Annotated in this window: 15 protein-coding genes; 4 read left to right on the forward strand and 11 right to left on the reverse strand. The window is 52.9% G+C overall.

The annotated features are described in order from the left end of the window. Position 1 precedes the first annotated feature (1 nt). From CEE36_05780 to CEE36_05790, 3 genes are all read right to left on the reverse strand, one after another. A complete protein-coding gene (locus CEE36_05780; protein TKJ42994.1) occupies positions 2–2,995 on the reverse strand; it encodes a hypothetical protein in 2,994 nt (997 codons plus the stop codon). Beyond that, positions 2,992–5,823: a hypothetical protein gene (locus tag CEE36_05785; protein TKJ42995.1), complete on the reverse strand. Its 2,832-nt coding sequence runs from the start codon at positions 5,821–5,823 to the stop codon at positions 2,992–2,994. Before CEE36_05785 ends, CEE36_05780 begins: the two co-directional genes overlap by 4 nt. A gap of 617 nt (positions 5,824–6,440) precedes the next feature. Beyond that, positions 6,441–8,291: a hypothetical protein gene (locus CEE36_05790; GenBank protein TKJ42996.1), complete on the reverse strand. Its 1,851-nt coding sequence runs from the start codon at positions 8,289–8,291 to the stop codon at positions 6,441–6,443. A 230-nt stretch (positions 8,292–8,521) separates the two neighbouring features. Between CEE36_05790 and CEE36_05795 the strand changes: the two genes are divergently transcribed. Beyond that, a complete protein-coding gene (locus CEE36_05795; protein TKJ42997.1) occupies positions 8,522–9,802 on the forward strand; it encodes a hypothetical protein in 1,281 nt (426 codons plus the stop codon). Between the two features lie 485 nt (positions 9,803–10,287). Then, positions 10,288–11,151: a hypothetical protein gene (locus CEE36_05800; protein ID TKJ42998.1), complete on the forward strand. Its 864-nt coding sequence runs from the start codon at positions 10,288–10,290 to the stop codon at positions 11,149–11,151. Positions 11,152–11,220: 69 nt separating this feature from the next. On the opposite strand, the gene CEE36_05805 is transcribed toward CEE36_05800, so the two are convergent. The 6 genes from CEE36_05805 to CEE36_05830 form a co-directional block, all read right to left on the reverse strand. Then, positions 11,221–11,820, reverse strand: coding sequence for a hypothetical protein (locus CEE36_05805; GenBank protein ID TKJ42999.1), 600 nt, complete (start codon positions 11,818–11,820; stop codon positions 11,221–11,223). Positions 11,821–11,831: 11 nt separating this feature from the next. Next, a complete protein-coding gene (locus CEE36_05810; protein ID TKJ43000.1) occupies positions 11,832–12,971 on the reverse strand; it encodes a hypothetical protein in 1,140 nt (379 codons plus the stop codon). 141 nt (positions 12,972–13,112) lie between these two features. After that, a complete protein-coding gene (locus CEE36_05815; GenBank protein ID TKJ43001.1) occupies positions 13,113–13,409 on the reverse strand; it encodes a hypothetical protein in 297 nt (98 codons plus the stop codon). Positions 13,410–13,612: 203 nt separating this feature from the next. Continuing rightward, positions 13,613–13,888 carry a hypothetical protein gene (locus tag CEE36_05820; protein ID TKJ43002.1) on the reverse strand — a complete coding sequence of 92 codons (276 nt, stop codon included), beginning with the start codon at positions 13,886–13,888 and terminating at the stop codon, positions 13,613–13,615. A gap of 190 nt (positions 13,889–14,078) precedes the next feature. Continuing rightward, positions 14,079–14,273: a hypothetical protein gene (locus CEE36_05825; GenBank protein TKJ43003.1), complete on the reverse strand. Its 195-nt coding sequence runs from the start codon at positions 14,271–14,273 to the stop codon at positions 14,079–14,081. Positions 14,274–14,323: 50 nt separating this feature from the next. After that, positions 14,324–15,562, reverse strand: a complete 1,239-nt coding sequence (locus CEE36_05830) for a hypothetical protein (GenBank protein ID TKJ43004.1) — start codon at positions 15,560–15,562, stop codon at positions 14,324–14,326. 392 nt (positions 15,563–15,954) lie between these two features. Here CEE36_05830 and CEE36_05835 point away from each other — a divergent pair, with 392 nt between their 5' ends. Together CEE36_05835 and CEE36_05840 are read left to right on the forward strand one after the other, a co-directional pair. Then, on the forward strand, positions 15,955–16,590 hold the full coding sequence (locus CEE36_05835; protein TKJ43005.1) for a hypothetical protein: 636 nt from the start codon (positions 15,955–15,957) through the stop codon (positions 16,588–16,590). Further along, the gene (locus CEE36_05840; protein TKJ43006.1) at positions 16,308–17,786 is read left to right on the forward strand and encodes a glycosyl transferase family 2; all 1,479 of its coding nucleotides are present in this window, start codon (positions 16,308–16,310) and stop codon (positions 17,784–17,786) included. Before CEE36_05835 ends, CEE36_05840 begins: the two co-directional genes overlap by 283 nt. A gap of 228 nt (positions 17,787–18,014) precedes the next feature. Here the strand turns inward: CEE36_05840 and CEE36_05845 are convergent, their stop codons facing one another. Together CEE36_05845 and CEE36_05850 are read right to left on the reverse strand one after the other, a co-directional pair. Next, positions 18,015–18,878, reverse strand: coding sequence for a hypothetical protein (locus CEE36_05845; protein TKJ43007.1), 864 nt, complete (start codon positions 18,876–18,878; stop codon positions 18,015–18,017). Positions 18,879–18,880: 2 nt separating this feature from the next. Then, positions 18,881–19,813: a hypothetical protein gene (locus CEE36_05850; protein ID TKJ43008.1), complete on the reverse strand. Its 933-nt coding sequence runs from the start codon at positions 19,811–19,813 to the stop codon at positions 18,881–18,883. Positions 19,814–19,860 lie beyond the last annotated feature (47 nt).

A 19,860-nucleotide genomic window follows, 5' to 3' on the forward strand; every position in this document is an offset into this window, starting at 1 on the left:
GCTATCTCAAGAGAACCATCTTTCCGGTCTTGGTCTGGTCGTCTGCACTCAACCGGTAGAAGTAGACCCCGCTGGATACACTGAGACCTTTAGCATCGGTGCCGTCCCAGATTGCAGTGTGTGAACCGGCCTCGTGCCGACCCTGGGCAAGGGTTCTTACCAACTTCCCGGAGATATCATAGACCTTAAGTGAAGCCTGATCCGCTCCCTTGGGCAGGAAGTAGCATATCTCGGTAGCATCAGTCCATGGATTCGGCCAGTTCTGTTCAAGAACAATGCTTCCTATCTCTTCGGATGAGGTCAGCGTAAGAGGACCGATTAGAACTTCGCTGCCGTCGCCCATGTCAAGGCCGAGTTTGTAAAGGTAGTCTGCTTCGGCTTCAACGTCGTAGTCGGTATACTCGGTGAAGTCCATGAGCTCCTCGTTGAGCCTGCCAAACTCCTTGGATTCAGGTTCAGACCGGTAGAGGTTGAAGCCCTGTTCACCGAAGCCGAAGTTGGTCCAGTAGAGATGGTTGCCCTGTGCCAGCGGCTCACCGCCGAAGCTTGTAGGTTTGCCGCCGCCCTTATCGGCAACAACGTTTACCTTCAGGGTGAACTCGTCTGCGTCCGTGGAACCGTCTTCGGCTGTTCCCACAGCGACAACCTTGCCCACGTGGGTCTCAAAATGAGCCTTGCTGGGGATATAAACCTGCACGATGTTCTGTTCAGCTTTGCCCAGACCAAGCGAGCTCACCTCGTTAAGGTCAGGATCGATGTTGGCCGCAGGAATCATCCATCCGCCGCCGTAGGTGGAAAGGTCGGTGCATGAGTAGGCAAGATCAAGATCGATGTTTGCAGGGCCGTCGAAAAGGTCTACGTTCTTCTCCCAGTTGTCCGGGTTCGACATCACGTAGGCGCCCACCACGATGGAGTTGGCAACGCCGGTAAGCTCCATGGTGTTTGCAGAAAGGTTACCTGCATAATCCTGGATATCCAGATCAGGCACAGCCCTGAGCGCGGCTACTTGCTTGGAGATGGTATCGTTTTCAGGGGTGAGGTCCTTGGCAAGCAGGGTGGTAACGGTCATGGTGTAGGTGAACTCATCAACTGCTCCGGCTGACCAGGATGGGAACTCGACCAGAACCGAGTCGCCGCCTGCAAGATCACTTACCGTCGCCGTCTCAGAGTAGATAGTGGTGCCGGCAGAGTCGAACTCGCATAGAACGTCGAAGCTTTCGGTTGATTCCCAGAAGTTGGCAACTATGGCTCTTGGGGTATGCAGACATCCTGCCCAGACCCGATCGGGCGGGGTGAGGATCGCAACCGGAGCAACGTCGCGCGGAGGCCAGATAGCGGTAACCGTCTTCGAGAGCATATCGTTACCAGGCCTGGTGTCTTCTTCAAGCAAGGTGGTGACGGTCATTGTATAGGAAAGCCCATCAGCCTCGCCTGCAGTCCAGTCGGCAAATGAGACCTGGATGGAGTCTCCTGCAGCGAGGTCAATCACGGTAGCGGTGTCGGAATAGACGACGGCTCCTGCGGAATCGAACTCGCAAACAACATCGAAGGTAAACGATGTATCCTCGGAGAAGTTGGCAACAGTAGCCTTGGGCGTGTAGGTGTATTCCGACCATACGGTGTCTTCAGGAGCGTCTATGGAAACTGGAGCTACATCATTAGTAACCGGTTGGCTGTACTTGATGGTGGCGCAGTCGTAGGTGCCTGAGCCATAACTATGACCCGTGACATAGACGTTACCTACGCCATCCACTTCAATGCCTCCGGGGAAATCATGCTTGTTTCCTGGTCCGTTGTAGCGCATTACCCACTGCTGCACACCTGCTGAGTTATACTTGACAGTCGCATAGTCATCCGAGGTGCCGAAACCTTCGCTATAGCCTGTTACGTATACGTTACCTGATGCATCCACCGCTAGGGAATTGGGTCGATCGTGTTCGTTTCCTGTGCCGTTGTAGTATGCCACCCACTGCTGTTGGCCGGAGGAATTATACTTGACGGTCGCATAGTCATCCATTGTGCCCGGGCTATAGCCTGTTACGTATACGTTGCCTGCACCGTCCACTACTATGTCATAAGATCGATCATGCCCGTTTCCCGGGCTGTTGTAGCGGGTTACCCACTGCTGTTGGCCGGAGGAGTTATACTTGATGGTCGCATAGTCATTCCCCGTGCCTAAGCCTGCGCTAGTGCCTGTTACGTATACGTTACCGGAGACATCCAGTGCTAAAGAGCGGGTAAAATCATCACTGTTACCAGGACCATTGTATCTCGCCACCCACTGCTGGACGCCGGCCGAGTTATATTTGATGGTTGCATGGTCATAGCCGGTGCCTGAGCCTTTGCTATAGCCTGTTACGTATACGTTGCCTGCACCGTCCACTGCAATATCCCCAGCTCTATCGTTATCGTTTCCTGGTCCGTTGTAGCGCCTCACCCACTGCTGCACACCTGCTGAGTTATACTTGACAGTCGCATAGTCATCCATTGTGCCTGCGCTATAGCCTGTTACGTACACGTTACCTGATGCATCCACCGCTATGGATCGGGGCCAGTCATCACCTCCACCATCATAGCGGACTACCCATTGCTGGACGCCTGAGATGTTATACTTGATGGTCGCATAATCACGGCCGGTACCGCCAGTACCTAAGCTCCTACTTCTACCCGTTACGTAGACGTTGCGTGAATCGTCCACTGCTATGGCGATAGCTTGATCTTCATTGTGTGCCGGGCCGTCGTAGATCGCCACCCACTGTTGGACGCCTGCCGAATTATACTTGATGGTCAGAAAGTCACCGTAGTCCCTGTAGCCTGTGATGTAAACGTTACCTGACCCATCAACAGCCACGTCATCAGCCCCATCGCCACCCGGGGTGCTGTAGCGTACGACCCACTCTTCAGTGACCTGGGCGGTTAAGCCGGTTGACAGGATGAGCACCAACGCTACTGCTATAAGCGATGTGTATCGCTTCATTTTATCCTCCTTTTTCATCTCAGTAAGAGCATCTTGTTGGTTTGTCTCTGATCATCAGTTGAGAGCATGTAGAAGTAGACGCCCGAGGATACGTGTATCCCTCGCTCGTCTTTACCGTCCCAGATAACCGAGTGAGCACCCGCATCGTGCGAACCCTCGGCAAGGGTCTTCACAAGCTTGCCTGAGATGTCGTAGACCTTGAGCGTGGTAGAGCTGATCCCCTTGGGCAGGAAGTAGCTGATCTCGGTGGCATCAGTCCATGGGTTCGGCCAGTTCTGCTCAAGAACCAGGCTGCCAACCTTCTGTGAAGAGGTAAGCGAGAGTGGCCCAAGAAGAACCTCGGATTCGTCGGCCATGAGGAGACCGAGCTTATACCGATAGTCCACCTCGGCCACAATATCCGCATCCGTATACTCATTGCAATTCATGCAAGCGTCGTTGAGCCTTGTGAACTCTTCGGATTCCGCCCGGTAAAGGTTGAAGCCCTGCTCGCCGAAACCGAAGTTCGACCAGTAGAGACGGTTGCCTTGTGCCAGAGGCTCGCCCCCGAAGCTCGAAGGATGACCGCCGCCCTTATTCACAACCACAGTGACCTTCAAGGTGAACTTGTCAGCGTCGGTGGAACCGTCCTCGGCCGTCCCGATAACCCTGACCTCGCCCACATAGGTCTCAAAGGGTGTTTCATTCGGAACATAAACCTGCGCGATGTTCTGAGCACCACTACCAAGAGCAAGCCAGCTTACCTCATTGAGGTCAGGATTGACGTTTGCGGCGCCAATCGTCCATCCCCCGCCGTATGTCGCAAGATCGGTGCACGAGTAGGTAAGATCAAGGTCGATGTTAGCAGGGCCGTCGTAGAGATCAACGTTCTTCTTTCCGTTATCCGGGTTCACCATCACGTATGAGCCAACCACGATGGAGTTGGTGACACTGGTAAGCTCCATGGTGTTTGCAGAGAGGTTGCCCGCATAGTCCTGGATATCCAGGTCAGGCACCGCTTTGCGTGCAGCTACAATCTTGGAGATAGTGTCGTTGGCGGGGTTGAGGTCCTTGGGATGTAAGGTGGTGACGGTCATGAGGTAGTCGAACTCATCCTCTGCGCCCGCCGACCAGGTAGCGAACTCAACCTCCACCGAATCCCCACCAGCGAGATCGGTTACTGTAACTACATCGGAGTAGATGATGGTTCCGGCTGAATCGAACTCACAGAGGACATCAAAACTTTCGGTGGACTCCCAGAAGTTCTTGATTACCGCCCTAGGGATATGGATGCATCCGGCCCAGACCCGATCGGGCGGGGTGATGATTGCAACCGGAGCGACATCACGCGGAGGCCAGATAGCGGTCACCGTCTTTGATAGGGTATCGTTGGCAGGCTTGGTGTCTTCTGCAAGCAGGGTGATGACGGTCATGGTGTATGAGAGTCCGTCAGCCTCTCCTGCGGTCCATGAGGCAAAGGAAACCTCGACACTGTCTCCACCCGCAAGGTCGATCACACCAGCTGTGTCAGAGTAGACGACGGTGCCCGCCGAGTCGAACTCGCAGACCACATCGAAGGTGAACGAGGTGTCCTCGGCGAAGCTGGCAACCGTGGCTTGAGGCGTGTAGGTGTACTCGGACCAGACTGTATCAGCTGGCGCGTCGATGGATACAGGAGCCACGTCATTGGGAGGGACCGGGCAGAACCAGTTGTAGTATATCTCGTGGTTGCCGTCGCGGTAATCGTACCAGCAGACGTGCACGTTGCCATGCGGGTCAGCGGCTATCTGAGGGATGTAGGAGTTATTACCGTCCTCTGAGGTCAGGCGCTGCTCTCCCTCCCAGCCGGTGGCAAACTCTGCACCTGCCGGCAGGCGGTTGTAATAAACCTCGTAGATCCCACTACGCCGGTCTCGCCACACCACCCAGATGTTACCGAAGGCATCGCAACACATCGAGGGATAGTAACAGCTACTACTGCTGGCGCTTATCCTCACCCGGCTGCTCCAGGTGGTGCCGGTTCTCTTAACCACGGCGATCTGGTAGGGTGAGGAGGATATATCCACATAGGCCACATAGAGGTTGTCATCATGGTCAGCGCACATGGAAGGTGAACCGTCGGGGCCTCCGTAGTAGGCTCTGGTGTTGGGTATACTAAAGGTGTAGAAGGTCGAACCGTTGTTGGGGCTGTAAGCGTAGCCCAGATTGTAGGGAGACCAATCCTGGGTCCAGACAACGTGGATGTAGCCCTCCGAAGTCAAGCAGATTGAAGGGTGCTCGGCGTCTCTGTAGCTGTAAGGGGGGGTATAGATCAGCTTGGGTGAGGTGAAGCTTGAACTTCCCGCGTCGCGTCTCTGATAGTAGATTCGATAATAGTAGGGGTAGTACCCATCGTATCTGTGGTAGACAGAGTGGGTGTTGCCCGAGGGGTCGGTGACGATCGCAGGGTAGTAATTGTATTTGCCTGAATAGCCGTAATTGATGATAGAGCCCCATGAGTCGGAGTATTCACGGAAGCGCAGACCATAAGGGGAGGAACCGTCCCGCCAGGAGACCTGGACATTGCCGCTGCCGTTTGCAGCCACCACAGGGTAGTAGCCGGAACGGGAGCTTAGGCCGGTGCCTGCCCCTGCATCAGGAGGACTGCCTATAGGAAAGCCCACGTAGCGGATGCGGTCGTTGGAATACGAATAGTCATACCACGAGATGTGGACATTGTTGGTATCGGCGGCTATGCCCCAGCCCCCGGAGCTGGTGAGATAGGAGTTGCCGCTCGTGTTGGTGATCCTTGTCTCTTCCTGCCATTCGCCGAACAGCGGCAATGCCACCAGCAGGGCAAGGGAGAGGCCTAAGATTAGCTTACGCACCTGTACCTCCTTAGGGTTGTTTTCTTAAAAACGTTGACTTGCAAGGTTCACAACTTTGTTTGAAGCTCCTGTTTGAATAAATCTTGTTGATCATTTCCTCCTTGGCTGTTTTGTTTCAATCCTTGCACCCTTCGGCTCGGTCAGCCATTTGCATCACACCCTCCGCCTGGAGAGCAACGTGAACACAAGTATACGCAGAAGTTAGTTTTTGTCAAGGGGTATTTCTCTAATAATAAAGAAAGCACTATGCCCGGCATGAGAAGCCTCACTTAAAATTGGATAAGGAGCTGCGGAATAACCATTTAAACAAAGGTATCCACTGACTCCTCTCAGAACCCCCTTCTTGCTTTGCCAGCCCATTTTCCCCTCCTTGCTGTGCTCCTAGAGGGTGCGGCACCCTCGCTTGCTACAAACCCTCCTTAACTGATACCGGGGAGTAAAGTGATAGCATCTCCCCACACCCATACTACCCACGATTTATTTATACTCAAAAACCGGAGCTTGTCAAGTTAAAAGTTGCCTAAATCGGGTTTGTTTGTCTTTAAGTCGTTCTCTCCGCTCTAGGCCCAAATGAGGGGGCAAACTAACTCCTCGCTTCCAGGGCATTCTAGGGTTGACTATTGCAAGAACTTAAATTCTACTCTTCGATTCACGGCGCGGCCCTGCTCGGTATCGTTGGTATCAATGGGCTTTGATTCCCCGTAGCCGCTGGGGATGAGGTTGTCACGTTCGCAACCTACCGAAACAAGGTAGCCTACCACGGACTGCGCTCGTTTGCGCGAAAGCTCCAGGTTATACTCGTCCGAGCCGATATCATCGGTATGGCCCGCTATCTCCACCCGCGTCTCCGGATTCTCCTTAAGGATCTTTGCCAATCGGTTCAACTCAGGAAAGGACTCAGGCCACAGGCTGTAGCGGTCAAAATCGAAGAAGATGTTGTTGATTCGCACCGCGATCCCCTTTTGTCTGATCTCTGAAATCGAGGCCAGGGCGATGTCTTCCGTTATATCCACCGCCTCGGTTTGTTCGGTTAAATCTACGTTCTTGGAGACAGGATAGTAGCCCTCCTTCTCCGCGTAGTAGCCGTAGTTTGCCCCCAGGGGGAGAACGATAAAGTAGCTCCCGTCCTGAGGATTGCTTCTGAGTTCCCCTACGTTCTCGCCGGTTGCCAGATTCTCCCATTTTATCGCCGCGGTCAGGGAGTTACCTTTCTCGTCCATAACATTGCCCGAGATCGTCGCTACGGCCTCGGGGCGTGCCTGGCTCGGCAGGGTGATGGAGTAGATGTCGTAGCCGCCATGCCCTGCGTCTACCTCGTAGGCGGCAAAGTAGGCAACCTCGCCCGATGTGGCAACCGTGTATCCCCAGTCGTCACCCGCGGTGTTGATCTCCTTGCCCAGATTAACCGGTTCGCTCCAGGATGTCCAGGATGTCTCGCTTAACCGAACCGTTTTGAATACATCCAGCCTGCCCAGACCGTAGTGGCCGTCGGATGAGAAGTAAAGGGTCTTGCCGTCCGGATGAAGGAATGGCGTGCGTTCTGCATAATGGGTGTTGATGCAAGGCCCAAGGTTCACAGGCTCGCTGTACCCCTCTGGGGTGCGCAGCGAGACGTATATGTCGGTATTCCCCCAGGTGTTGCCGTGGAACGGTTCATCCTTGGGGTGAAACTCCCCGATGTTGGCAGGCCTGTCCGAGGAAAAAAATATCACCTTGCCGTCGCTTGAGATGAACCCATCGGACTCGAAGTATATGCTGTTTATAGGCCTTGGGAGATGCTGCATCCTGGCCCAACCCTGCCGGGTCCTGTCGGAATAAAAGATATCGCCGCCCCCAAAGCTGCCCGCATAGTTGCCGAAAAGGATAAGCCGGTTGCCGTCCGCCGAGATCGAGCAAAGCGACTCATTCCGCATAGTGTTAACCCCCGTAACACCCGTAACACCCGTACCACCTGCACCCAGATTCTCGGCCTTGCCCCATCGACCGTTCCGCAAGCGGGAGACGTATATGTCCTCCTCGCCGAAGCCGTCTGAGCGGTCCTTGCCGGTAAAATAAAGGTGCCTTCCGTCGGCTGTGGGTACTGGCAACCCCTCGTGAGCGCTGGTGTTGATGCCCTGGCCCAGGTTGGCGACCACAAGACCCTCTTCCTCGGCCTCAAGCAGCGCGATTACCTTTTCAAACCGCTCGTCCATGGTATCAAACAACCCCCGATAGCGCTCGTAGACCTCGGCCGCCTGCTCCCACTCGCCGGCACGGATGTAAGGCTCGGCAACACGTTCGAGCGCCACGAAAGCCTCCTCGCCGGGCGCGCTGCGTTTGATGAACCGCTCGTACCTTTTGATCTCCTCAGGACTGGCAGGCCCCCTCTTCCTGCTGAGATCTGCAAAGGTCTGCCTCATGGCGCAGCCGGAGGACAAAATCACGGCCAGCACTGTCATAACTCGCATGCCTGATAACCTTCGACCCATGTATTACTATGCCGCAGAGAACGGCTTTGTCAAGGTGTATATTCCTCTCTCCAACACCTGAAGCGGGCTATCTGATATCTCCATTATCCGGTCAGGCATTATTTTTCGGCGTCCCCGCGGCGCCGCGAATCTGCGGCGTGGGGTGAAAAGGAGGGGAGCGTTAGCTCCCCCTTTCCTTGACATGAGGTCAAAAAGAGGTAATATACGAGATATTTAAAAAGGAGGAATTCATGAGACCAATGTTTATATTGGCATTTTTACCGGTGGTTTTGTTTGCCCTTGAGCCGGTAAATCTCATCAAGGACGCAGGGTTCGAAAAGGACAGCGAGGTGTGGCTCGAGCGTTCGGAAATACACGGGCCTGGTGGCTTTGACTCCACCGTTTATAACCGTCACGATCCTGACAGTGTCTATATAGGTAACTACTGCGGTTCAATAGACGGCCGGAAAAGACCCGCTCAAAATCTCCCTTTTAATTATGGAATTGAAGGACAGTTCTATCAGGTACTCCCTTATTCTAAGAAATTGAAGGACTTGGACAGCCTTGGGTTTTTCCATATGACTCTCTTTCGCAATGAAGGCTCCAAGTATTCTGCCTGGGATTATGGTACAAGTCTTTACTTCACCAAGCCGTCCGATGGCGTCCTTATTGAGGTTGTTTATGACTGGGGAGCGCCTGATCTCACACCTACCCCTGACAACCCCTCTTATAAACATTTCCCCGACACCATAGCTAATGAAGGGACATGGTACGACCTCAAGCGCGATCTTAAAGCCGACCTGATTGGACTAAAGAAGCTGTCAGAGGACATTGAGCTGGACACCTTCCTGCTTTTTGGGGCTAGCTGGCTTATCTCAGGCGCTTGGCGCGGCCAGAAGGCGTTTTTTGACGGCGTACGGTTGACCGGCTACGCGGACTACGACGTTGGGGTGAAGGAGATATTATCAGGTGACTCCATTCAGCCCAGTATGATATACATACCTGAAGCAAGAATAAAGAACTTTGGGCGTGAGAATGCTCCGGAGTTCTACGTAATTGCTGAGGTTTGGGAAGAGGAAACTCGCATCTACTACGACTCACTGCCGTGGTCTTTAGACTCAGATACCGAAGACATAGTAAGTTTCAAAGAACTTATCCTTGAGCCTCCTCTGGTTCCACAGTACACCCTTACCATCCGCACCGTGATGGAGCCTGACGAGTGCGATGAAGACGACGAGGTGTCACGGACACTTTTTTATTCCGCTATCGCGGAGAAGCCGGTTGTCAATGATTTCAACCTTGAAGTCAAGGGCTTCTGCTCAGATGGTGTGTTACGGGTCTCCTACTCCCTGCCCTTCGGCGAATCCGGCACCCTAACCCTCTACGACGCCACGGGCCGCCGGATTGAGCGTATGACGGTGAGGGAATCCGGAGAAAAGAGCTTCTCTGCTTCTCTTCCCTCCGGTGTCTACTTCGTGCGGCTGGAAAGTGCTGACTTAACGATCACAAGAAAAGCTGTCTTACTTCGCTAGCCGGGGTCCCCGCACGGGTGCGAAGCAGCCGTGTGGGGTAAAAAGAAAGGCGTCTACTTCGTGCGGTTGGAGACGGGGTATTCACATCTGACGCAAAAAACAGTGGTGGTGCGTTAAGTTCAAATACCCATCCCCCTAAAAGGTAGATGTGGGTAATTTGTTTCCACCCTCCCCCTACCCCCTCCCGTCAAGGGAGGGGGAATTAAATCGTGAAGCCAAGCGACGAAGAGAGTGGTAGTGATACGCTGAAAGCAATACTCCTCCCCCTTGACGGGACGAAGTCCCGGAGGATAAGGGTTGGGGTGAGATCGCTTCGTCCGGCATTCTGTCGTCCTCGCGACGACGGGCAGGTTTTACCTGCGATCTTTTACCCTAAGTACCCCTTCGTGGCACACGTATCCGCAGTAACAAAAGGAGCAATAAAAGGTCTTGACTTTGGGACGGGTTGGAGTAGACTTAGGCTTAAATGCCCCGAAGGAGGCTCGATGGCTAAACGCGGTGCAGGCTTAAAGAGGTTCCGTGGCCCGTTCGTGCTGCACATGATGGATCTTTTTAGATCCATACGACGCTCCAGGCAACCGTTTGCCCTGAAGGTAAGGTTTCCCAGACAGGATGCGGCAGGGACGATCTTCTTTGAGAAAGGCAAACTGGTGCACGCCGAGTTCCGAGATAAAACCGGTGAAGAGGCGTTCTCTGAGATCCTGACGAGACGCGACGGGGATTACGAAACGATCCGGGGCCTTGCCGCAGATGTGGTAAGCATCGAGCGCGACGCACGAGATTTGATCGCTGAGTGCGAGGCGCGTGTAGCGGAAAAACAAGAATCCATCCAGCCAGAGCTTGCAATCACGGAAGAAGGTGCCGAGGAACCCAGCAGGGAAGGCAAGAAAACCACCAGTAGAGCAAGAGAAGAGGTCAAGCCCGTCCCGAAGAAAGAACTCGAGGTTGCCGAGTGGTCGCCGCCTCAACCGCCGGATCGAGGCCTCCAGGAGGAGGCCTGGATGAAGGACTGGGGCGAGAAGACCCCAGGCTTCCGGTCGGCTCACATAGTGCGGAATGACGGTACCAGGATCATGGAGGTATCAGCCGAAGGGGCTGAGCAAGAACTCGACATTGATGCTGTAGATGAGTTGTGCAGATCCTCAGCACGGCTCATCGGAAAGGCCGACGCATCGGAGTTGAAGGGGCTGCGCTTTGAAACAGAAGATGACCTATGCTTTGTCTCAGCGCTAGGCCGGGGCTACCTCCTCGTGGTCTCTCTTGATCGAACCGCCCTCCCTTTGTCCTCAATAGAGCATCGCCTGAACCAGCTCGTTGGAGCGCTAAACGATTCTCTGGAACGGGCCTGATCCCTCCCCGGACAGCACATCCCCCACTACCCACTAACCGGCTAATATCTAAAGAGATAGCGAAAGGGTCTAGAAGCTTAGGCAGAGCTTGCAGGAGACCGCAAACCCGTCACCTGCCGGATACAGACCTATGCGAACAGGCGGGACTCCCCCCTCGGCCCAGCCGAGTTTATGCGCAAGCCAGGAGCCGAGGAAGGCTCCACTGACCCCGGCCGCAACCGGAAGCGCTGCCGCTAGAACCTCCACAGGGCGATCCACCAGGTGGGGGTTGTACTCAGCGGTGTCGGCCTTGGTCTGGGAAAGTATCAATAACGATATCCCGCCTGCGGCCAATGCCCCCAGTTCCGCCCCAACCCACTTGGGCCAGAATGGGGTCTTTCTCCCCATGGCAAGCCCTGAGACGTGCACACCAAGGGCCGATCCGAATGGCACGCCTACGCTGTAGGCTGCAGCTACCGCCGCGCGTTGCTTGGTGCGAAGCGGGTACTCCTCGGTTGTATCCGAGATCTCTGGAGCCGCAATCCATGCCAGCTCCCCGGTTAGGAATCCTGCTGCCGCCGCACCCATAAGGCCGATCACAGCCTGCTCAATTAGAGCTCCAGTATCAACCCGCGGGACAGCACACACACTAAAGCTCGCAAGCAACATTAGCGAAACAAAGCTTCCCATAGATAGCTCCTTTACAGCGTGCCCTTTGGGTAAAGTTCTTTGTAAAATACTCGGTGGCGCTTGTAAATCTTGCCGCCCAGCTTATCCATCTCCGCACGCACCCTGGTATTGTCTTCAAGCTCGTGGTGACTATCCGAGTGCGTCATCTTCGCCTTGCGAGCACTGACATACAAGGCGTTGGCCATGAGCACATCCAGTCCCTTTCCGCGATGCCCCTCTTTGATTGCTCCCAAAAGCATATCCAGCCGCTTGGAGCGGCGGCGTGCCGCAAGGATCTTGAATATCCCAAAGGGGAAAAGCCTGCCGCGAGCCGCGCGTATACCCTCGGTCATATCCGGGATTCCTATGGCGAAGCCAACCACCTGATCGTCCAGGGTAACGGCCTTTACGAAACGAGGGTCCAGAATTGGGATGTAGGTGGCGGCAACCTTTTGAATCTCCTCCTCGTTCAGCGGAGAGAACCCGTAGAGATGGCTGTAGGCCTCGTTGATCAGAGCAAAGATCGGTTCGATAGAGGGCTTGAACTCCTTGCGTTTGGCAAACTCCTTTAACCTGTAGCTCGTGCGGGAAGAGAGCCTTTTTGCGATCTTGGCATAGACCGGCGGCAAGGGGTTGCTAAGCTCCACAAGATAGGTAACCCAGTCGGTCTCCTTCGCGTATCCTGCCCGTTCAACAAGCGCTGGGGTATATGGGGGGTGCCACCAGGTGGCTATAGAGGCGCGTTCCTCGAATCCCTCGACAAGCATCCCCTCCGGATCCATGTCGGTAAAGCCCAGCGGTCCAACGATGCGATCGCACCCTTTTGAACGCGCCCACTCCTCCGCCGCACCAAGGAGCGCAGATGCCACTCCCTGATCGTCTACGGAATCGAAGAACCCAAAACGCGCCTCGCGTTTGTCTTGAAACTTATTCAGCTTGTGGTTGATAAGCACCATGACGCGGCCCACCGGTTTGCCGTCACGGCATGCAAGGTAAAGCTCCCCGTCGGAGAAACTCCACGCGTCGTTCTTAGCAGGGTCAAAGAAACTTTTCTCGTTTTGATAGATGGGATGCACCCACTGCGGATAGCGATCCTCGTAAAGCTTCTCCGGGAAGTAGATGAAAAGTTTCCTCTCCCTCCTCGTGCGAACCTCACGAATCTCAACTGACATCAAGCCTCCTTGGGTAGGGGGTATTATGCGGGAAATAGGGCCTTAGTCAAGGACTATTACCCCACATCGTTGCTTGGCAACGCCACGGGCACCCCGAAAAGAGTAACCCTGGCAGGACCCTATGCGTTGGTGCGCTGTGCCTTACTTGCCGGGAGGCGTGCGGAGCTCTGAAAGTCTGGCTGAAAGCTCTGCGCCCAACTCGGTAAGCTTAAATGTGTCTCGCGATCCTGCTACAAGACCCGCCTCCTCGATCAACGTGAGCGAGCTCTCCACCGCACTCTGCGGCAGCTGTATACGCCGGATATCCCGGACACTTGCCAGGATCTCTGCTATCCCCAACGGTGTCTGGCTCTCGGCAAGGGTCTCTATTATGGCGGAGGAGACGGTAGTCCCGAAAAAGAAACCCATCAAAGCCTTTGAAAGCTCTTCTGAATACATTTTTTCCTCTCCAGTTCAGGGATTATTTGAGGTTTCGGTTCCAGGTTGACCGATTACATGCACGTTTCTCAATAACGACCTCCTTTTGGTTCTCTGTATTAGATTTGACACTTAATTATTGTCATACTCACCGGGATGTCAAGGTATCTTTACCCCAACCGAACGCAGAGCATTCGGTTGGGACCCCGGAAACATCCTAACGATTAAGGAAGGCTTCGGTAGGCCTCGCTTCGAGGTGCAACACCGTAAACAACAATACGTTTCTCCTCGTGGTATACCCAATATAAGACCCGCCACTCACCTATCCGCAAGCGACAAAGTCCCTTAAGGCTTTCCGGTAAAGAAGTAAGTTGATGATGCACCACCTCATCTCCATGTCCCGCAAGCCACTTAAGCTTATCTAGCACCCTCAAGGAAACATTCCTGTCCAAATTCTCAATCTCCTTAAGAGCCTTCTTAGTAAACACCAGATTAAACATTCTCGGTTGAATCTTACTTGGGTTGTTATAATTGTCAAGACGACTGGGTGGATTTTTCATGCAACTTGAGACAATTCGGATAGTTATCGCTTTGATGAAACAATTGAAATTCTATCGAATGTTGAAAATTTTTTGTATTCCATAAGACTCTTGGGGAAGACGACTCAGTTTTTCCTACCGGAATAAAAGATTATTGGGAGAGTTTTTTCTCAACCTCTTCTAGAGACACAACTTCTCCTTTAAGGTCCTCTTCCCTTGCTTTGAGCATGCGTTTAACAAACCTAGGGTTATGCGCAAGGAGCCAGTCCTCCAGGTCTTCTTTGGTCTCGGCGCTCTCCCACACTGAAATCGGGATAGTTATTACATCTCCGTTCTTTTTAGTCATCGTAAGATGATAAATACTTTTTCAACGATGTCAAGGCGAGTCCGGCATGCTCATTCGTCGCTGCCAGTCGCCGTATCCGGGCTCGGCCAGTAGCGACCAAAGTTCTCGCGGAGCTCGGAGCCTGTGATGACGAGTTCTGAGGCGATGTCGAGACCCGAGAGCCGCGAGAGGATTGCGATTGCTGTATCCGAGCTCTTGTTTTCGGATGCGCGTAACTCCTCAAGGAACTGCGGGATAAGCTGGGGGTTGCCTGACTTTTCGACCACCTTTGCCCAGAAGTACGGGGCGATAAGGTAACCGAACATGCCAACCGACCTGCCGCCTCCAAGATCTGTAACATCGCCCCCTTTCCAGGTTTTAAGGTCGTAGGTTTTCTCAGGATCGTATCCCGACCACTCTTCGTTATGCAGATAGGAAAGACCTATGGGATGGTAGCGCTTTTCTATCTCGAACATGGTGTAGTTGGCAAGCCCATCGCCAATCCAGCGGGTGCTGTAATCAGAGGTAACGTCGAGATAGATTACGCCGAGCGAGGTCTCCACCCATTCGTGTGGAAGCGTTCCTAAAACAAATCCGCTTTGCATCCTGGCGGTTGTCCACCAGCCGCCGTCGAAGTGAAGCCCAAATGGAGCTTGTTCTTCTTCAATGACGACCTTTAAGGGCATAAGCCGCATCCTAAGAATGCTGTCAATTACCGCCTTGCACTTTTTTTCGTGCTCGAGGATTACTTCCGCTTCGCTTTTGTACTTTTCCGGGTAAAGAACCCTTATCCCCTCCCCCTCTATCTCAGGCATGCCGTAACTCATTTTTAAAGGTGCTTGTCTTGTTTCCCGCATGAGCTTGAGGATTAATCTGATAGATCCAAAGAAACCTAGGTTAACGACTTCCGTGGAATCGCCAATTGGCACACATCCCATTGCGGAAGAATAGTGATTCACCGGTTGGCTGCAATATGCGTTAAATTTGACCTTCGAGCGCTGGCTGCGCGGCACCCAGAACAGCACCTCGCCGTTCTTATCGGAGTACTTTTCTTCTCTGCCCCTTCTGGTTTCGAGCACGCATTTCACGCCCTCGGCCGGGTTGTAAAACGTATCCAGAAAAAGGTAGAATACGGGAAGGCTGTCGCTTTTCGTTAACGCCGAAATGGACTTAAGTTTTCCTTTGAGATGCTCGGTGAGCTCGGTCGTATCGGTATAGTTCTGAACATCACCGGCGGATAGCGGGACCGCGGACGACACCAAAAGCGCCATCCCAACCGCCAGTCCTGTGATTCTTGTTTTGTTTTCCATCTCCTCCTCGGTTTATATTGATGTAAAGCAAACGATATTTAACCGTGGGTAAAAATGACCGCTGATTATATCTGGTTCAGCGGCCAAAACCTCTATGGGTTCCCTACAAAGGTAGAGAACTATGGTACGTTTATTATAAACAAATGAGAATCCTTGTCAAGTCCTCGCATTGCCTCACCATTTCAGGCCGTGCCATCTGGAAAGGAGGGATCTCAAACAAAAGTAAACGACACCGAAAATTCACCGATTGAAAGAATAGCATCACTTCAGGTTGACAAAATCTGCATTATGGATATGGTAGGTTCATGGTGGGGCGCAGATCTGTGGTCGCTTTATTTATACGCGGATGCATCTTTCAGAGATGGTTGGCATTGTTCAAAGGATGTAGCTAGATGAACAGCAACCCTTTGCACGTTCTGCTCTGGACCGGCGTTGGATTTGCTGCCGGCTCAATGATGTTTTCGGTATGGCTGGGGAAATTGCTACTAAAAAAAGACGTCAGGGAGTACGGCGATGCCAACCCCGGTGCCATGAATGCGTGGAAGGCGGGCGGCTGGAAGATAGGTCTTCCTGCAGGAATTCTTGAGCTCTGCAAAGGCGCTGTCCCGGTAGGGCTGGCTCATTGGGTATTCGGTATCAATGGATGGATGCTGGTGCCGGTTGCTCTGGCTCCCATCTTGGGACACGCGTTCTCACCGTTCCTGAAGTTCAAAGGTGGAAAGGCGATAGCGGTAACATTCGGCGTATGGACTGCTATCACTATCTGGGAGGGACTGGTGGTCCTTGGACTCCTCATAGGGCTCTTCTATCTCCTTATCGATCATCCCTCCTGGTCGGTCATCTTCGGTATGCTCGCATTCCTAGGCTACCTTCTCCTCCTCGGCCTGTTTGTTCGAGGATTGGAGATACCGCTGCTCGCCATCTGGGCAGGCAACATGGCAATATTCCTGTACAAGCACCGGATCGATCTGAAGAAAGCTATCAAACCCAGGCCTTACATCCTAAGGCTCCTCAGGAGGGCCTCTTGAGTAATATCTGGATAAACATTCAGGTTATTACTATCGTTTTCCTCCTGCTATTATTGCTGATTGCCCTCAGCAACACAAGGAGCTTCCGCAGGTTAGGAGACTATCCTGCGCCCTCTCGCTTCCTGCGTGTCTCGATTCTGGTGCCTGCACGTAATGAAGAAAAAAACATCGCTGCATGCGTGCGTTCGCTTCTGGCTCAGGACTACCCTGACTTCGAGGTGATCGTCCTTGATGACGAGTCTACTGACAGGACCTGGGAGGTGCTTGAGGGATTAACAAAAGAGAACAAAAGCTTGAAAATCCGTAAGGGCGAGCCTTTACCTGAGGGTTGGATAGGCAAGCACTGGGCATGTCATCAGCTGGTAGGGGTTGCAGATGGAGAACTGTTTCTGTTTACCGATGCCGATACCCGTCATCATCCAAACACCCTGCGAGAAGCGGCGGCAGCTTTTGAGGCGGAAGAGGCCGATTTTCTTACCGCCCTGCCCAGGGAAGAAGCTAAATCTTTGGGCGAAAAGTTGACCATACCCGTTATGTCCTTCGGCATCAACTCCTTTTTGCCTGTCGGTTTTGCGCATAGAACTCGCTTATCTGCCTTTTGCCTCGCAGTTGGTCAGTTCATGCTCTTTCGCCGCAAGGCTTATGAAAAGATCGGGGGTTACGAAACCGCAAAGCAAAAAGTGCTGGATGATGTCTGGTTCGGACGAAGGATCAAGGCACAAGGGTTACGTTGGAGAATAGTGGACGCAACTCACTATATCAGTTGCCGGATGTATACAAATCTGCAGGAGGTCTCCGAGGGCTTCAGCAAGAACCTGTTCGCCACCTTCGGCAACAATCTACTCGTATACATACCGGTCTGGCTGTGGCTTACTACGGTATTCATCTTGCCGGTGCTCGTGCTTGGATTAGCCATAACCGGAGTTGGCGTCTCTGAAACCTCGGTGGTGCTTGCCCTCGTCACCGTAGGATGTTCAATTATCCTGTGGGGAATAACACACTTGCGTTTCCACTACCCTTTATATCTAACGCTTCTCTATCCGGTTATCGTTTTCTTATGGGTTCTCATGGCCGTCCGCTCAATGGTCATGACCATTGCCGGTAAGAACACATGGAAGGGCCGCACACTCAATATCAAAGAGAAACCTGTGGAAGAATCCGAGGATCTTGAGGATGTCCGGGACCGTCCCGCCTAAACTGAATTCCTTACTGGGATACAAGTAATTGACGATACAGAATCTAAAACCGTCTGTTTGCACAGGCTAGAGAGCCTGTGCCACACGATAGATGTTGATGTGTAGCGGCTTTGTGGGGTAAAAATGACGCGGTCATCGCACTCCATAGCAGCAGAGGAACAGAGGGTGAGGGAAATGATGTAGAACACTCCTGTCTGTTCATAAATCCCGACCCCTATTAATCCGAAGCTAGTAGTGATAAGCAACCATTATGGTTCCCGGGCCGGTGTGTGAGCCTATCAGAGGAGTCAACTGCGAGACAAACAGAGTTTCCGCCCCCAGCTCCTCGATCCCTTGTTTCAACCTGGATAGAGACTCTTCGGAGATATCGGCATGGGCAACGGCTAGCCTGACTTTTCCTTTCCGGGAAACCCTCTTTAATTCATTTATTATTGCTGTAATTATATCTTTACTAAACAATTTGAGACCGGTCATCTTTACCTGGCCGTTCACAATCCCTATAGCCGGACGAACCCCTGCCTTTTGCAGAGCCAGGGCCGGCGTGGCCCACGGTTCATGAAGTCTGCCGCCGCGTACCAGCCAGACAAGATCCTCCATAAAAGCAAGTAGTTTTACACCCTCTTTGAATTCTTCCAATATCTTTAGGATCTCGGGAAGCTCTTTGCCCTGATTAGCTAACTCCTGCGCCTTCCAGACCACCAACCCTTCGGCTACCGAAGCCAGGTGGGTATCGAAGAGTTCGATCCGCTCCTTATCCTCAGGAGCCATCTGGTCTCTCGCCTGGGTTGCCGAATCAAACGTACCTGACCATCCTTTGAATAGTAGAATCACTAGCACCTTATCGAATTTCTCAAGAGACCTCTTGTAGGCTTTCTTAAACCTTAAAGGCGGGGGAGCAGAGGTCTTGGCTGTCTTTTTGAGCTCTCTCATCCTCTGATAAAGAGCTTTTGTATCTTTGATCTCCTCGTCTTCATCCGGGAACCAGACCGGGTATTTAGCTACCTCTATATCGTGCTTTAGAGCGAAATCTTCTGATAGATTGGACGCCTCGTCGGTTACTATACCTATTTTTCTTCGGGCTGAGGTGTCCATAATTATCCCTCCTCGGTTAAATCTTCTATCCTGAAATCATGTATATCGCTGAACCTACCTGCAACCTCGGCTACCTTCTCGGGAGAATCGGTATGGATGTGTAAAGCAACCCTTTTTTGGGACGGTGAGACGTTGATATCCAGACTATCCCCTAAGGGCGAGAATGCTTCTCTAAGTGCATCTTCGTTGAGATCCTCTTCCCCTTTTATTACTACCACCACCCCTGCCCTTTCCTGGATCGCTTCAGCTATCGCCTCCTGCAAGCCCTCCAGGAAGATCAAAAAGCCCAGCGCACCGGCATCAACCACATGATTGGCTTGCAGCGCCTGGATCTCCTCGGGTGTATTCTTCCCCTTAAGTAGATCGCCTAACCTGTCGGTGGTCCCCTCAACGGCAATCCTGGCCTGAGAGATAATCTCTCCAAACAGAGAGACGAGGTTCTTTTCTTGTTCATAAACACCCAGGGCGGTCTGAGCAGAAACCTGGATAGGATCCAGGATGGTTCCCTCTCGCGGCTCGGCAAATACTCGATACCCACAATCCCTTCCCCTTTCCATGGCGTGGGCCAGGCTCATTGAGTTAAGGACCAGCTCCTCCTGTAGATAGTTAAGGAAACCTGCGAACCATCCGGTAAAGATCATCCCCGCGTTACCCCTGGCCGCTTCCAGCAGTATCTCCTCCTGAAGGCTCTCGATCAGCTCTCGCTTGGGACAACGGTCGGTTTGTTTTATCCCTCTAAGGATACTCTTCAGGGTAACCACCAGGTTGTCCCCGGTATCGCAGTCCCTGACCGGGAAGTAGTTCATGTCGTTCACTTCCTCTTTTCGGGGGGAGATACGGTCAAGGAACTTGGTAAAGATTTTTACCAGAAGACCCTTTGAGATCTCTATCTCAGAGATAAAGATTCCCTGAATCTTATCCTTGGTTTGAGACATGGTGTCTGAATTCTAACCACGAGACTGCGCGTGTCAACCCAAAACCC

The sequence above is a fragment of the candidate division TA06 bacterium B3_TA06 genome (assembly GCA_005223075.1).
GTDB lineage: Bacteria > Hydrothermota > Tepidihabitantia > B3-TA06 > B3-TA06 > B3-TA06.